We start from the raw sequence: 16310 nt of genomic DNA on the forward strand, positions 1-16310 counted from the left end.
CTATCTCGTATGAGATAGCTTTTTATGTATAAAATATAAATTTAATAGTTATAAAAAAAGGGAATAGACATACTTATGTTTAAATATATAATAGAGAATACAAGGGGGGAGATTTAATGAACTATTACGAAAATATAAATTCGCAATTAGAAGCCCTGAAGCTTAAAGAAATAGAAAAAATATTTTATGAAAAGATAAAGGATGAAGGAAGGATAATTCCCAAAGTTATACCTTTTAAAGGTGTAAACACAGATATGCTTTACATAAAAGATAATAAAGCTTTATTTCTTAAGTTTATGAATACTACTGATGAATTATTCTCTATATTGGATGAAGAACTTTTAGAGATAATGAAAGAAGAATATGATTTATTAAAAATAAAAATGCAGCAAAATCACAATCAAATATCGTATGATTATATGTTTGTTATGCCATATGTGAATATAGATGATGTATACGATTATGGAGATTTTGTAGAAAAAAATATAATAGATAGAGATGGCTTTGAAGCAATTATGAGTGGTAAAAAATCTCTTGACGATTATATGAATGAAGAAAATGACGAAATAATTTTAAACCTATTCCTATTTGATGTTTGCTCTGAATACTATATTTTGGATAGCAAACTACATCTAAATAAGGATTTTAAGAAAATATCTTTCTTTAGCAATGAATACGAATATACTGCTACTGTTATGGAAAATAGCCAGATTGTAGAGGCAGATTCTATACATTATGGGACAACTCTTTACAATGGTGCTTCAGGGACGGGAAAAACGTCTCTAATGCTTAGTAGAGCTATAAAGCTATCAAAGATATATCCTCATCATAAATTCCTTATAATAACTGAAAATAAACAGTCTAGCAGTGATTTAAGAGAAAAATTAGAGGTTCTTAGCAATGATATTTCAAATTTAGAAATACATACATTTGGATCTTTTGTATTTAAACTTGCTAGAATATACAATCTAGTGTTTGACTATGCTATGCTTAAAAGGGATTACGAAAAAACATTTGAAAATATAATTAAACAGGCTAAAAATGTTATAAAAAATAAAAGAATGTTCAAGGGAATATTTATAGACGAGGCTGAGAATTTCAGCGAGGATCAGATAAAATTCCTAGAGGAGTTCTTATATAAGACAAAGCATATTTTCAATATTTTCAATTGTAAGACAATGAATCTAACCAATAATATGAACATATTCAAAAATAAATATGAGAATATACATATAGATAAGATTGTAGAATTGAAAAAAAATTACAGACAGACTGGTAGTCTTGTAGATTTTTCTAATAAACTAGGTCAAAATGCCGATAATTACTATAAAGAAATCAGACCTGATATAAAGAGAAGTGTATTCTTAGAATCAGAGCCTATTAGAGACTTTGGAAAGAATCAGGTAGCACTTATTAAAGTAAGTGATTTAGATGATCAGATTAGTTCTGTTATATGGGAAATTGAGTACTTTGTAGATAAGAAAGGATTAGATTATTCAGATATAGCTATAATATATCCATTTAATAAGAAAAGACTTAAAAATGGAAAAACTATCTACTTCCAGTATATGATAAAGAAAGCGCTAGACGATGCTGGTATAGAAGTGATAGTATCTGATGAAAATCTGACTAGTTTAAGTAGAAAAAATGGTGTTACTATATCCAATATATATACAGTTAAGAGTTTAGAATTTAAGGCTGTTATAATCTGCGAGTTAGAGATGTTATACAATCAGAAAATAGCGGATACTACTCAAGATTATCAGGTAAATGACTTTGCAGGAGATATAAATAAGGTTTATCATGCTGTAAATAGAGCAACTGACTATGTAAGTTTTGTAACTACATTTAGCGAGGATACAAGCGATATTATCAAAGTGATAAACGACACTGTAGAGAGTGAAAAGATAATAAATATGTAAAAGAAAAGGGACTTTATAATGACGATATGTCAAAATAAAAGTCCCTTTATTTTTTATTATTTAATAAATCCGAAGTATAGAAGTACTATTATACCAAGTACAATTCTATAATATCCGAAAGCTTTGAAGTCGTGCTTTTTGATGTAGTCCATAAAGAATTTTATAACTATAACAGAAACTACAAATGCTACAACAGATCCAACTCCTAATACTAACCATTCAAATCCTGAGAATGCAAATCCAGTTTTAACTAATTTTAGTAAACTAGCACCAAGCATAGTAGGTATTGCTAGGAAGAATGAGAATTCTGCAGCAACATATCTAGAAGCTCCAAGTAGAGTAGCACCTATTATTGTTGAACCAGATCTTGATGTACCTGGTATAAGTGCTAGACACTGGAATAGACCTATTCCTAAAGCTAACTTATAAGAAACCTGAGAAAAGTCTGAAACAGCAGGCTTTTTATTTCTATTTTCTATAACTATCATTATAACCCCATATATTATAAGAGCTAGTGCAACAGTAGTTGAATTGAAGAATAAACGGTCTATATCCTCTTCAAATAAAATACCTATTATACCTGATGGTATAACAGCTACTATTACCTTTGCCCATAGGCTTAAAGTTTCTTTCTTTTCAACCTTGCTCTTACTAGAGTCAAAAGGATTTAGTTTTTTGAAGAATATAAGTAAAACTGCTAAAATCGAACCAAACTGTATAACTACAAGGAATGTACTTATAAATGTTGGCGAGAAATTAAGTTTTACAAATTCATCGACAAGTATCATATGTCCAGTACTACTTACAGGAAGCCATTCAGTTATACCCTGAACAATCCCAAGTAGGACGGCTTTAAGTATTTCTATCAAAGTGTTACCTCCTAAAATTCAAATTTAATTGTATTTACAACATAGTTTTAAACAATGCCATACCTAAAATATAATATCACAACCAAACAAACTTAACAAGTAAGACAGAATAAATAAAATCTAAAGAAATCATAAAAAAAGAAGGATAATAATTATCCTTCTTTTAAATATATTAAATTTTATTATTTGTTTAATTTAACGTAAGCTTCAAGACCTTCTTTAAGTATTTTAGCTGCTTTTCTTAAATCTTCTTCTTTTAATATGTAAGCAAGTCTTATTTCATCTCTTCCTAGTCCTGGAGTAGCGTAGAATCCTTCAGCTGGAGTAGCCATTACTGTTTCATTATCAACTCTGAATTCAGTAAGCATCCATTTAACGAATTCTTCTGCATTGTCTACTGGAAGTTTAGCAACTATATAGAAAGCACCTGTTGGTTTTTCACATATAACTCCATCAACTTTCATTAATTCAGAATAAAGAACATCTCTTCTTTTTCTGTATTCATCATTAACTTCTTTGAAGTAAGATACTGGAGTTTTGTAAAGTTCAACAGCACCAACCTGTTCTAATGTTGGAACACAAAGTCTTCCCTGGCAAAGTTTCATTATCTGAGCTATAAGTTCTTTGTTTTTAGATGCTATAGATCCTATTCTTGCACCACAAGCACTGTATCTCTTAGAAACTGAGTCTATTATTATAACTCTGTCTTCAACCTGTTTTAAGTTACCGAAGCTTGTATATTCTAATCCATCATATACGAATTCTCTGTAAACTTCATCAGATATTATCCATAAGTCTTTTTCTATAGCTATTTCAGCTATCATTTCTAATTCTTCTTTGCTGTATATAGCACCAGTTGGGTTACCTGGATTCGAAAGAAGTATAGCTTTTACTTTATCATCTATTTTAGAAAGTATTTCTTCTTTAGATGGTAAATGGAAACCATTTTCTGCTTTAGTAGTTATTGGAGCAACTCCAACGTTTACGCACTGTCCGAAACCATTGTAGTTAGTGTAGAATGGTTCTGGTATTAAAAGTTTGTCTCCTGGATCGCAAGTAGCCATCATAGCGAATAATAATGCTTCAGAACCACCATTAGTTATAAGAAGTTCGTCCTTATCAAAGTGCATATCATAAGTTTTGTAGTAATCCTGAAGAGCTTCTATAAGTTCTGGTATACCCTGAGAAACAGCATATTCTAATACTTCGTTATCGAAGTTTTTAACTGCTTCAAAGAATCCTCTTGGAGTTTTTATATCTGGCTGTCCTATATTAAGGTGATAAACTTTAACACCTTCAGCTTTTGCAGCAGTTGCAAAAGGAACTAGCTTTCTTATTGGTGATGACTGCATAGCAGTAACTCTGTTTGAAAAATTATTCATTTATAAGTACCCCCTAAAATAATCTCAAAAACACACTATTTAAGTTTGAATTAATAATGTGTAATATTTAAACATATATTAAATATTGTGTAGCTTTAAAAAAGCTTTTCCTCTTACATAATAACATATAAGATTAAAAAAAACATCCTATTTATCTAAAATTTATTGACAAATATATAATTAACAAAAAATAACTAATTTTCAGATAATGAGTTTTTTTATAGTACTTTTTCTGTCAGATGAGAGAATTTTTTATGAAAATCTGATATAATTAAACTAATAAATTTCATGGAATAAAAATTGAATTTATAAATTTTATTTTTAAAAGAATTGTGCTAGGAGGTGCCGACTTGAAGAAAGAGCTAAGAGTTGATCCTACGAATAATGATATTATAATATTTGCAAGAGAAAGAGCATCTAGACCTTTGGATAATGTTAAAAAAAATAATCCTATAGATGAGGATGACATAATAAAAGAATATGAAGAGAATTGTCCTTTCTGTAGGGGAAATGAACATCAGACAGATGAGCCTACTGAAGAAATATACGTAGATGGAAAATGGGCAGCAAAGTCTGTAAAAAATAAATATCCTATAGTTGATATGGATTCTGATGAAGTGTTTGGAGTTCATGAAGTAATAATAGAAAGTTATAGACATAATGCTAATTTCTTCAATATGAGTGAAGAAGAATTTAAAACAATGTTTAAATTATATGTAAATAGGTATAAATATTTAATAAATCAAAAAGGAATAGAATATGTAAATCTATTTAAAAACTTTTTGAGAAAATCTGGGGCATCGCTAATGCATCCTCATGCCCAGATAACAGCTTTATCAGTTATACCGCCAGAGATACATAAGGAGCTATTAGTAGCACATGATTATTATGGATGGGAAAATACTAATCTATATGAAGATATTATAAATGATGAGAAAGAATACAAAAAAAGACTTGTTTATTCTGGGACAAGATTCATTGCTATAATACCTTCTGCTAGTAAAAATCCGACTGAAGTTAGAATAATTTTTAACAAAGGTGTAAAATTTGAAAATTTAGATTCAGTAGATATAGATGAATTAGCTTATGCTTTTAAGGGTATTTTTGCAAATTATAAAAAGATGTTTGGAGTAATACCTTTTAACATATGGGTTCATTCACATCCTAATGGAATAGAAACTAAGGAATATTTTAACCTGCATATACACATATTCCCTAGAAAATTCAACTACGGTGGTTTTGAATTAAGTACAGGAATGTATGTTAGCTCTTATCCGCCAGAAGATATAGCAAAACAGTTGAGGATAGAAGAATAAAAATAGATTGGAGAGAAATAATGAAATTTATATCGTGGAATGTTAATGGTCTTAGAGCCTGTGTAACAAAAGGATTTATGGACTTTTTCAATGAAGTAGATGCAGATATATTCTGCCTACAGGAGACAAAATTACAGGAAGGGCAAATAGATTTAAATCCAGAAGGATACGAATCTTATTGGAATTATGCCGATAAAAAAGGATATTCTGGTACAGCTATATTTACAAAGAAAAAGCCTTTATCAGTAGCCTATGGAATGGGAATAGATGAACACGACCATGAGGGTAGAGTAATAACATTAGAATTTGAAGACTTCTACTTTGTAACAGTGTACACTCCTAATTCTCAGACAGAGCTTAAAAGACTAGAATATAGAATGAAATGGGAAGATGATTTTAGAGATTATCTAAAAAATCTGGATTCTAAAAAGCCAGTAGTTATGTGTGGAGATTTAAATGTTGCACATAAAGAAATAGATTTAAAAAATCCTAAAACTAATAGAAAAAATGCAGGATTTACAGATGAAGAAAGAAATAAATTTACTGAGTTCTTAGAAAGTGGATTTATAGATACTTTTAGATATTTCTACCCAGATGCTGAAGGAATGTACTCTTGGTGGTCATATAGATTTAATGCTAGAAAGAACAATGCTGGATGGCGTATAGACTATTTCTGTACATCTGAAAGCATGAAAGATAGACTAGTAAGTGCAAAAATACACAATGAAGTTCTGGGTTCAGATCATTGTCCTGTAGAATTGGTTATAGAATAGAAAGTACGTCATATAACGAACTATTAAGCAAAATAAAATAAAAAAGAGATAGGTCTTGATTACCTGTCTCTTTTTTTACGTCTTTTTAATCTTTTCTTTAAATTATGTCGTCTAAGAATTTCTTCATTGTTGACATTACCTTTTATATATTGCACCATGCTGAGAATTTTTTTCTCATCTTTAGATAGATTTCTGTTTAATATTTTACAAAAATCATTGCATTCATCTAAAAAAGCATCCTCATCTAGTGGATCTAGGCCAAAAGATGAGCTATCTGACAAATTTGTATATAAATATATATTAGGTTTGATAGATTTAGGATTTATAGATGCAAAAACTTTGGCAGTATAATATGCATCATTTAAAGCATTATGATATGCAACGGAATCCTCAAGATTAAGGGCTATTACAGCATTTTCAAGTCCGATAGATTGGGCAGTGGTGTGATTTATAAAATCAGATGCATAGTACTGAACATCTATGTACGATTTTGGAAGGGTTGAATCAGGTAGATTATGGTATTTTATATTTCTATAAAGCTCCCTTAAATCACTTTTTCCCCATACACAAAATATTGGGTCATCACTTGATACAAACTCTGTAAATTTTTTGAATGCTTCTTTAAAAGTTGGAGCATTCTCTAAATCTTCAATCTTAATTCCTGTAATTTTTGCCACATAAGGATGCATAGATGTATAAAGACAAGGCTTTATAAAAGTATCAAAGGCTGCAATTATATTGAAATTACTATCTAATTTAACAGCACCTAGTTGGATAATTTCAAAGGGACAGGCATTGTCAGAATAAGTCTTATTAGTCTTTTTATTGAATCCCTGATTAAACTCTAGGTCAAATACTATGTACTCCATCATAACCTCCATAAAATAATGAAATTAATATAATTAGTATAATACAAAAAATGAAATCAGTAAATCAATAAAATAATTGTATTAGAAATATAAAAATAGAATACATTTATCAAAAGAGAATCTATTATGTGAAAACGTTGAATTATCAAAAAATATTGCAGATAATCTCTATATGTTATATAATAAGAAAATAAAAAACACGAATATTTTTTTGGTGATATAAAAAAAAGTACAGAAAAACCATAAATAAAAAACACTTTAAGGAAAAGAGGGTCATGATATGGGAAAAGAACTACTATACACAATAGAAAAAAATGAACACACAAAGGAAGATATTAAAAGAATACTTGAAGAAAATCCTAATATAAAATTTGTATCATTAATGGGGGTTGACCTTGGGGGAAATGCAACTGATGAAAAAATACCAGTTAAATTTTTACTTGATGATATAGATGATTTCTTAGCATCAGCAGTACAGACTGATGGTTCAAGTGTTGAGCTTTACAATATAGCAACATTAAATAATGCAAAAGTAGACCTTATGCCAGACAGAAACTGTAGATGGTATGTAGACTACAATATGGAATTTATAGATGATGAAACAGGATTACCTGTAGGTACATTAAAAATACCTGCATTTTTAATACACGATAATAAAAAAGTATGCTCAAGAGGTATACTTCAGAAAGCAGACAAATATTTTAAAGAATCTTTAATGGATGTATTTAGAACATATCCAAAAGTATTAGAAAACTTAGGAATAGAATCAGCAGATGAGATAGAAGAAGTTGGACTTACTGCAGCAACTGAGCTTGAATTCTGGGTAAATACTCCAGAGGATAAGGCAGACCTTGAAAAATTATACACTTCTCAGAGTTTAAAAGAGCAGTATTGGAAGAGAACTCACGGTGTAATAAGAACTTGCCTAGAGGAATCATTAATAATACTTGGAAAAATGGGAATAGAACCTGAAATGGCTCATAAAGAAGTTGGTGGTATACCAAGCTCTATAAGTATAGAAGGTAAGACTAACCACGCCATGGAGCAGCTAGAAATATCTTGGAAGTTCTCTACACCACTACAGGCTGCAGACAACGAGCTACTAGTTAGAGATGTAGTAGAAGATGTATTTACTGCACATGGGCTAGAAGTTACATTTAAAGCTAAACCAATAGATGGTGTTGCTGGAAATGGTGGACACACTCACTTTGGAGTAAGTGTATTGCTAAAGAACGGAAAAAGACAGAACGTATTTGCTCCAGTAGATATGAAAAGCGACTATCTAAGTATAGCTGGATATGGAGCACTTATGGGTATGCTTTACAATTATGAAATTATAAATCCATTTGTTACATCATCAATAGACGGATTCAACAGATTAGTACCTGGATTTGAAGCTCCTATATGTATAGTTACTTCTTTAGGACATAGTTATGAACAGCCTTCAAGAAACAGATCTGTTTTAGTAGGTTTAATAAGAGATATGAGAAACCCTAAAACATTGAGATTTGAGCTTAGATCTCCAAACCCATTATCAAATAAATACCTTGTTATAGCAGCAGGATACCAGGCAATGATAGAAGGTATAAGAGCAGCTGCTGAAAGTGGATTTGGCCCAAAAGAATTAGAAAAAGAATTATCTAAACAGCCAGGTGAAGAAGGATTTTACTTAGAAAAAGATAGAGCGTATAGAGATGAACACGATATATTTGAATACTATAGTGAAGAAGAAAGAAGAAAAAGATTCGGAAATCCTCCTGCTACAGTATTTGAAAATATGAAAAATATAGAAAAATTCTCATATAAGTTAAAATGTTTAAAACAGGGTAATGTATTTACTGATGCTGTTATACAGTCATTCAAGGTTGGAGCTGTGGATAAATGGCAGAAAAAATTAAAAACAAGATTAATAGAGCAGAATATAACTAGAATAAGAGCTCTTAAAAAGCTTCATACACCAGAAAATATGGATGCAATAGATGAAGTTATATGGAAATCAATATCAGATATGAAATATGATTTAATGAAGGATACTCTTACAAAAGAGTCTTTATTTACTAGAGTTAGAAATGCTGTTGATAATAAAGAATATGCAGAAGCATCAAGACTTCAGTTAGAAATGAAACGTAAGATGAACGATATAGAGCAACTATATCTTAAATATAAAAAGAATATATATTAATATAGTTAATAATTAGTATAGTTAAGAGATGTCTAAATTTTTGAGGGCATCTCTTTTATATTAAATAATATTTAAGATAAAAATTAGTGAGTATAAAAAAAGACTGCTAAAAACAGTCTTTTTTGTTTATTTATTATATTTTTCTAATAGTTGTTCTAAATATAGGGCGATGTTTTCTGGATATATTGTTTTTCTGAACTGTTCTATGTTGTTGTTCATAAAAGATAGTATAGAATCAAAATCACCAGATGCGATATTTTTAAGCGTATCTTTTAAATCTTTTTCATCGCTATACATAATACCTATACCTTTATCTATAATGAATTTTCCGTTTTCTATTTCTTGACCTAGCTTAGGTATTTTAACCATAAGAGGAGTTTTTGTATATATAGCTTCAAAAAGAGTTGCTCCACCAGGTTTTGTCATCATTAAATCATGATTTTTTAATAACTCATCCATGTTATTTACATATCCTAAAACATTTATATTTTTAAGCGGTTTCTTTTCTATAAGATTATCGTATAATTTTTTGTTAGTTCCTGTAACTATAGTAACCTCGATTTTATTTTTTGAATCCTCAGATATAAACTCATCAATCCATCTCATAAAATCTTCTGATATATCAAACAGTCCACGACCTCCACCTAGGATAATTATTCTATATTTTCCTGGGAAATGTTCTTTTTCTTCAACTCTGAATTTACTACTTATAGGCACTCCAACAACTTCAACCTTGTCTGGAGAAATTCCCCTCTGCATAAATCTATTTTTTATTTCAATAGATGGAACAAAATACAGCTCTGTATTTTCAAAAATCCACTCCATACTATCGACAACATCTGTAATTACTGTTGCAGCGGGTATAAAATAACCTTCATCAGAATTTCTGAAGTTATTTACACATGCAGCTGCTAGAGGAAATGTTGAAATTATAAGGTCTGGATTTAAATCCTCTATAAATTTAGATAACTTTGGTGTATAAACTTTATGAGCTATATCGTACTTTGAAGAGAAGGATTTTTTTAAATAATAGTAACAGTTATATAATTCTGGTGTATATTTTGTATTATTTTCATAGAATTTTACCATAGGCTTATTTAGCTTTGGAACACTTGCATCTATGAAGTTTCTTATTACTATATTTACATTTTCATCATCTTTTAAAATAGCATCTCTTATAGCATTGGCAGCACTTACATGTCCAGCACCAAACCCAGCAGTAAGAATAAGTATTGTTTTACCTGAAAGAATAGACAATTTATCACCCCTAACTCATAAAATTTATTATTTAGTCATTTTTTCTCTTTCAAAAACTTCTGCACCTAACTTTGTTAAATCCTGTAAATAATATTCAAACATAACCCCGTCATTTCTACTTATATCGAAATTAGAAGTATATTCTATTGCATTTGTAACGAAATCTACCGCAGTATTTACAGCAAACTCAAAATCAAATCCACCTGTAATCATTCCACTCACAATAGATGCGAAAATATCGCCAGTTCCACTATAAGATGATTTTAGGTAGTCCTTTGATATAAATGTCTTTTTATCTGTATCTTTGTCGTATACAAAATTTGTTATTGTTTTTTTATTATCTTCATGTATTCCTGTTATTACGACCTTTGAAGGCCCCATATCAGATATTTGTTTAGCTATATCTTCAATATCGGCTCTACTTAGATTATCGTACTCATTTGATCTACCAGTAAGGAGACATGCCTCTGTTATATTAGGTGTTGTTAAATCAGCAAGCTTAACCAATTCTTTTATCTCATGAATTATTTTTTCTGAGAAAACAGAATATATTTGCCCTTCATCTCCCATAACAGGGTCTACAACAATAAAAGCGTTTGGATTTTTAGATATAAATTCTATAACAAGGTCTATCTGCTCTATAGAACCTAAAAATCCACTGTAAATTGTATCAAAAGAAAGATTTAATTTTTTCCATGTATCTGTATAATTTTTCATTTCAGATGTGAAATCCAAAAATGTAAAGTGTGGATAACCAGTCTGAGATGAAAGAATAGCTGTTGGAAGAGGGCAGCATTGTACTCCTAACGCTGAAATTATAGGTATAGCAACTGTAAGTGAACATTTGCCAATTCCTGAAAGATCGTTGATTGCTGCAATTTTTTTCTGCATTTTATCCTCCTAAATATTTTTCTTAACAATAATATTATCATACTATATAAGCCTCTTAAATTCAATTTTAAAGACGATTTGATTATGTAAAATAAAAAAATATTGTATGACGATGATATAATAACATAAAATTAAAATATATGTTGAAAATTTATTATAAAACTATAAATGTATGAATACATTGCAAATACATTAAAAAAAGTTAAATACATTAAAAATCAGAAAATAAATAATATTTGACATAAAAGCAAGTTGTATGTTAATATTAGATATAGGCTTATTTAGTTGATATTTATTTAATGCTTATTTTATAAAATTATTGAATAAATATAATTAAATAGCTTAAGTGTTTTAGTTCTAGGAGGATTTACTAATTATGAAAACTGGTGTAGTAAAATGGTTTAACAACGAAAAAGGATTTGGATTTATATCTGTAGAAGGAGAAGACGATGTATTCGTACATTTCTCAGCTATACAGACTGAAGGATACAAATCATTAGAAGAAGGACAGAAAGTTGAATTTGAAGTAGTAGACGGAGCAAAAGGACCTCAGGCTGCTAATGTAGTTAAATTATAATAATAATTTGGATTATGAATAAATTCATATAGATTGGTTCGATATTCTAAAAAAAGAAACTACTGTGTAGTTTCTTTTTTTATTGTAAAAAATCATAATTAGATTTCTAAAATATTTTAATAATTAAAATTAAATGACAATAAATTAATACAAAAATTATAGAGAATATGATAGAATATATATGACTATACAGACTGAAAAAAACGATTTTTGTTAATAAAATAAAGTAATATTATCAGTTGTAAAATTTAAAAGTTTAAGTTGTGAAAAGATTGGAAGGAGAGGGTATTATGAACGTATTGTTCTTTTTAACTCCAAAAACTGATGTAGCATATGTATATGAGGATGATTCATTGAGACAGGTTATGGAAAAGATGGATTATTATAAATACTCTGCTGTTCCCATATTAGGTGAAGATGGTAAATACAAAGGAACTATAACAGAGGGAGACTTGTTATGGAAGATAAAACAGGATGGCAAGTTTGATATTAAGGAGATGGAAGATATATCTGTCATGAGTATAGACAGAAGAGTAGAAAACATAACTGTAAACATCAATAAAAATATTGAAGAACTTGTTCTTAAATTGATGGATCAAAACTTTATACCTGTTGTCGATGATGACGATATATTTATAGGAATAGTAAAAAGAAGAGATATTATAGAGTATTTCTTTAATAGAGATATAAAAAATCATGAGATTGAAGAAATATAAATAAAATATAAATAAAAATGGAGCTTTTTTAAGCTCTATTTTTTTGTTCAAATATAAAAACTTGTAAAAATATCTATTTTTTAGAGTTTTTACAGAAATAATATTAAATAGATAAAAAAGATATACTAATAGAGTTATTTTAGAGAATAAAGTATGCTATAATATATAATAAAGTTGAAAAATGGAGGGGGACCAATGAAAAAAATAAACAATATATCTGATAGAGAGCTATATGAAAAAATGGATTACTTAAAGTTGCTTTCAAAGCTTTATCCAAATATATCTAAGGCCAGTACAGAAATAATAAACCTAGAGGCCATATTAAACCTTCCAAAGGGGACAGAACACTTTATAACAGATATACATGGTGAGTATGAACCTTTTGTCCATGTACTAAAAAATGGATCTGGTGTTATAAAAAGAAAGATTGATGAGTTATTTGACGGTGAGCTAATGGAGGAAGAAAAGAAAAGATTAGCTACATTAGTATATTATCCAGAGCAAAAACTTGAATATATAGAAAAAGAAGCAGAAAATATAGATGATTTTTATAGAATAAATATGTATAGATTAATAAAATTATGTAAATATGCATCTAGTAAGTATACAAGATCTAAGGTAAGAAAATTATTACCTGATGATTTTAAATATATAATAGAAGAGTTACTTCATGAGCATATGAATAGCGAACATAAAGAAAAATACTATAAAAGTATAATTGAAACAATAATAGAAACAGATAGAGCAAAAGATTTTATAATAGCTATTTCTGAATTAATACAAAAGTTAGTAGTTGATAGACTTCATGTAATAGGTGATATATTTGATAGAGGACCTAGACCAGATATTATAGTAGACAAACTTATGCAGCATCACTGTGTAGATATACAGTGGGGAAATCACGATATTTTATGGATGGGTGCGGCTTCAGGAGAAAAGACTTGTGTTGCAAATGCACTTAGAATATCAGCTAGATATGCAAACTTAGATGTTGTTGAAGATATATACGGAATAAATTTACTTCCTTTAGCAACTTTTGCAATATCTACATATGGAGATGACCCTTGCCTAGAATTTATGCCTAAAATAGGAGATGAAGAAGTATCTACTACAGAAAAAACTCTAATGGCTAAAATGCATAAGGCTATAAGTATAATACAGTTTAAATTAGAGGGAGAAGTAATAAACAGAAGACCTGAATTTGAGATGAGTCATAGATTATTACTTAATAAGATAGATTACGAAAGAGGAACTATAAATTTAAAAGGAAAAGAATATAATTTAAAAGATACTAATTTCCCAACTATAGACCCTAAAGATCCGTATAAGCTTACTCCTGAAGAAAGAGATGTTATAGAAAAGGTTACAAGATCTTTTAGAACTAGCGATAAGTTACAGAGACATGTAGAATTTCTATTCTCTAAAGGAAGTATATTCTTAAAAGTAAATTCAAATTTACTTATACATGCATGTATACCTCTTAATGCGGATGGAAGCTTTATGTCTATGAAATTAAAAGGAAAAGAGTACTCTGGAAGAGAGCTTATGATACAGATGGAAAATATAGCTCGAGAAGGATTTATATCTAGAGATTCAGATCCAGATAAACAGTATGGACAGGATATAATGTGGTACATGTGGACAGGAAAATGCTCATCTTTATTTGGAAAAGATGATATGACTACATTTGAAAGATATTTTATAGCAGAAAAAGAAACTCATGTAGAAAATAAAAACCCATACTACACACTTAGAGAAGACGAGGATATTTGTAAAAAACTATTTGATGAGTTTGAACTTGATATAAATGATTCACATATAATAAATGGACATGTTCCTGTAAAATCTAAGAGTGGAGAAAGTCCAATAAAGGCAAATGGAAAGATTCTTGTAATAGATGGTGGATTTTCAAAGGCATATCAAGACAAAACTGGTATTGCTGGATATACATTAATATATAATTCAAAAACTATGCAGTTAGTATCACATCAGCCATTTAGCTCAATGGAGGAAGCTATTTGTGATGAAAATGACATAATATCTACAACTGTTGTCGTTGAGCACAAGGCAGAAAGAAAAATGGTGAGGGATACAGATGAAGGTAAGAGAATGCAAAATGAAATAGATGAATTGAAAATGTTATTAAAGGCTTACCAGAAAGGTTTAATAAAACAGAAATATAATATGTAAAAATACAACGAGATAACTTTAAAAAATATATCTTATATATAATATTTAAAAGTAAATAAAAAGATTTAGTGTATAAACTTTAATATAGTTTTTATCTATAGTGCTATAGTTTTTTTATTGTATTCAACTTAGTATATCATATGATAATATTTAATATGAAAAAAATATGAACGTTTTAGAGAATAAAATGTTTTAGGAGGATTTTAGTAATGGTAAAAAAATTATTAGCGCTAACATTATCTTTATGTTTAGCAATCGGTGCTGTCGGATGCTCTAGCGGTGGCGGAGAATCATCTGACAACAAAGACTTCAAAGTAGGTATAGTAACTCCTACATTATCAGTAAGTGAAGATGAATACAGAGGAGCAGAGGCTATGGTTGAAAAATACCCTGGTCAGGTAGAACACGTTACTCTTCCAGAAAACTTCAATACTGAAATAGAAACTGCTATAAGCCAGATAGTAAGCTTAGCTGATGATGAACAGATGAAAGCTATAGTAGTAGTTTCAGGACAGTCTGGACTTCTTCCAGCATTACAGCAGGTTAAAGAAAAAAGACCTGACATAGTAACTATAACAGCTCCAATATGGGATGACCCAGATATGATGAGCCAGTATGTTGACGTTAACCTTGATGCTAACTGGGCAAAAAGAGGTGAAACTATAGTTACTCTAGCTAAAAAAATGGGATGTAAAACATTCATACATTACTCTTTCCCAACACATCTTTCAAAAGAATCTGTAGCAACTAGAAGAGATAAAATGAAAGAAACTTGTGAAAAAGAAGGTATGGAATTCGTAGAAGTTATGACTCCAGACCCACAGACTGGTCAGGGTGTTGCAGCTATGCAGCAGTTCTTAAACGAAGATATTCCAAGACAGATAGAAAAATATGGTAAAGATACTAACATATTCGGATCTAATTGCCCAATGTACGATGTAATATTAGCTAAAGCTTTAGAGTTAAAATTCTGTGTAGCTGAACAGTGCTGCCCAACTCCAACTCAGGCTTACCCAACAGTTTTAAATCTTGAAATAGCTGAAGAAGATTCTCAGAACTACGAAAAAATGAACCAGATGATATCTGAAAAAGTAGATGCTCAGGGAATGAAAGGTAGATTAGGTGGATGGCCAATGCCAATGACAGTATTCTTACCTGAATATGCTGTTGAATTAGCTATGGAAATGGTATCTAATGGATTAACTAAAGAAGATGTTTCTAGCTCAGAATACTTACAGAAATTTGCTAAAGACAAATTCGGCATAGATACTCAGTTCGAAAAACTTAAAGACAATACTGACAACTACCAGTTAATGGTAATGGATCAGATAGTATATTAATTTAAAATTAATTAGTTAAAGAAAAC

General features: G+C 29.6%; 13 protein-coding genes. 8 read left to right on the plus strand and 5 right to left on the minus strand.

Annotated elements, in window-relative coordinates; translation table 11 throughout:
- The first annotated feature begins 116 nt into the window (after window positions 1-116).
- Window positions 117-1922 carry a DNA helicase gene (locus tag ACK2WO_RS06220; RefSeq protein ID WP_414697082.1) on the plus strand — a complete coding sequence of 602 codons (1806 nt, stop codon included), beginning with the start codon at window positions 117-119 and terminating at the stop codon, window positions 1920-1922.
- A gap of 56 nt (window positions 1923-1978) precedes the next feature.
- On the opposite strand, the gene ACK2WO_RS06225 is transcribed toward ACK2WO_RS06220, so the two are convergent.
- Both ACK2WO_RS06225 and ACK2WO_RS06230 read right to left on the minus strand, forming a co-directional pair.
- Window positions 1979-2791: an undecaprenyl-diphosphate phosphatase gene (locus ACK2WO_RS06225; protein ID WP_414697083.1), complete on the minus strand. Its 813-nt coding sequence runs from the start codon at window positions 2789-2791 to the stop codon at window positions 1979-1981.
- Window positions 2792-2973: 182 nt separating this feature from the next.
- On the minus strand, window positions 2974-4173 hold the full coding sequence (locus ACK2WO_RS06230) for a pyridoxal phosphate-dependent aminotransferase (protein ID WP_414697084.1): 1200 nt from the start codon (window positions 4171-4173) through the stop codon (window positions 2974-2976).
- Between the two features lie 350 nt (window positions 4174-4523).
- Between ACK2WO_RS06230 and ACK2WO_RS06235 the strand changes: the two genes are divergently transcribed.
- Together ACK2WO_RS06235 and ACK2WO_RS06240 are read left to right on the plus strand one after the other, a co-directional pair.
- On the plus strand, window positions 4524-5489 hold the full coding sequence (locus ACK2WO_RS06235) for a DUF4931 domain-containing protein (RefSeq protein WP_414697085.1): 966 nt from the start codon (window positions 4524-4526) through the stop codon (window positions 5487-5489).
- Window positions 5490-5509: 20 nt separating this feature from the next.
- Complete coding sequence (locus ACK2WO_RS06240) at window positions 5510-6262, plus strand: exodeoxyribonuclease III (RefSeq protein ID WP_178411394.1); 753 nt, start codon at window positions 5510-5512, stop codon at window positions 6260-6262.
- Between the two features lie 59 nt (window positions 6263-6321).
- Here ACK2WO_RS06240 and ACK2WO_RS06245 read toward each other — a convergent pair whose 3' ends face one another.
- On the minus strand, window positions 6322-7131 hold the full coding sequence (locus ACK2WO_RS06245; RefSeq protein WP_414697086.1) for an exonuclease domain-containing protein: 810 nt from the start codon (window positions 7129-7131) through the stop codon (window positions 6322-6324).
- 280 nt (window positions 7132-7411) lie between these two features.
- On the opposite strand from ACK2WO_RS06245, the gene ACK2WO_RS06250 reads away from it, so the two are divergent.
- Window positions 7412-9313 carry a glutamine synthetase gene (locus ACK2WO_RS06250; RefSeq protein WP_414697087.1) on the plus strand — a complete coding sequence of 634 codons (1902 nt, stop codon included), beginning with the start codon at window positions 7412-7414 and terminating at the stop codon, window positions 9311-9313.
- A gap of 126 nt (window positions 9314-9439) precedes the next feature.
- Here the strand turns inward: ACK2WO_RS06250 and ACK2WO_RS06255 are convergent, their stop codons facing one another.
- Together ACK2WO_RS06255 and ACK2WO_RS06260 are read right to left on the minus strand one after the other, a co-directional pair.
- Complete coding sequence (locus tag ACK2WO_RS06255) at window positions 9440-10570, minus strand: MGDG synthase family glycosyltransferase (protein WP_414697088.1); 1131 nt, start codon at window positions 10568-10570, stop codon at window positions 9440-9442.
- A 27-nt stretch (window positions 10571-10597) separates the two neighbouring features.
- Window positions 10598-11461 (minus strand): pyridoxamine kinase, encoded by an 864-nt coding sequence (locus ACK2WO_RS06260; RefSeq protein WP_414697089.1) that lies wholly within the window; start codon window positions 11459-11461, stop codon window positions 10598-10600.
- A gap of 376 nt (window positions 11462-11837) precedes the next feature.
- Here ACK2WO_RS06260 and ACK2WO_RS06265 point away from each other — a divergent pair, with 376 nt between their 5' ends.
- The 4 genes from ACK2WO_RS06265 to ACK2WO_RS06280 all read left to right on the plus strand — a co-directional run bounded on the left by ACK2WO_RS06265 (window position 11838) and on the right by ACK2WO_RS06280 (window position 16284).
- Window positions 11838-12038 (plus strand): cold-shock protein, encoded by a 201-nt coding sequence (locus ACK2WO_RS06265; protein WP_006440166.1) that lies wholly within the window; start codon window positions 11838-11840, stop codon window positions 12036-12038.
- 290 nt (window positions 12039-12328) lie between these two features.
- Complete coding sequence (locus tag ACK2WO_RS06270) at window positions 12329-12754, plus strand: CBS domain-containing protein (RefSeq protein WP_414697090.1); 426 nt, start codon at window positions 12329-12331, stop codon at window positions 12752-12754.
- A 195-nt stretch (window positions 12755-12949) separates the two neighbouring features.
- The gene (locus ACK2WO_RS06275; protein ID WP_414697091.1) at window positions 12950-14944 is read left to right on the plus strand and encodes a fructose-1,6-bisphosphatase; all 1995 of its coding nucleotides are present in this window, start codon (window positions 12950-12952) and stop codon (window positions 14942-14944) included.
- Window positions 14945-15153: 209 nt separating this feature from the next.
- Window positions 15154-16284, plus strand: coding sequence for a DUF3798 domain-containing protein (locus tag ACK2WO_RS06280; protein ID WP_178411717.1), 1131 nt, complete (start codon window positions 15154-15156; stop codon window positions 16282-16284).
- Window positions 16285-16310 lie beyond the last annotated feature (26 nt).

Source organism: Peptacetobacter sp. AB845, assembly GCF_047528295.1.
GTDB lineage: Bacteria > Bacillota > Clostridia > Peptostreptococcales > Peptostreptococcaceae > Peptacetobacter.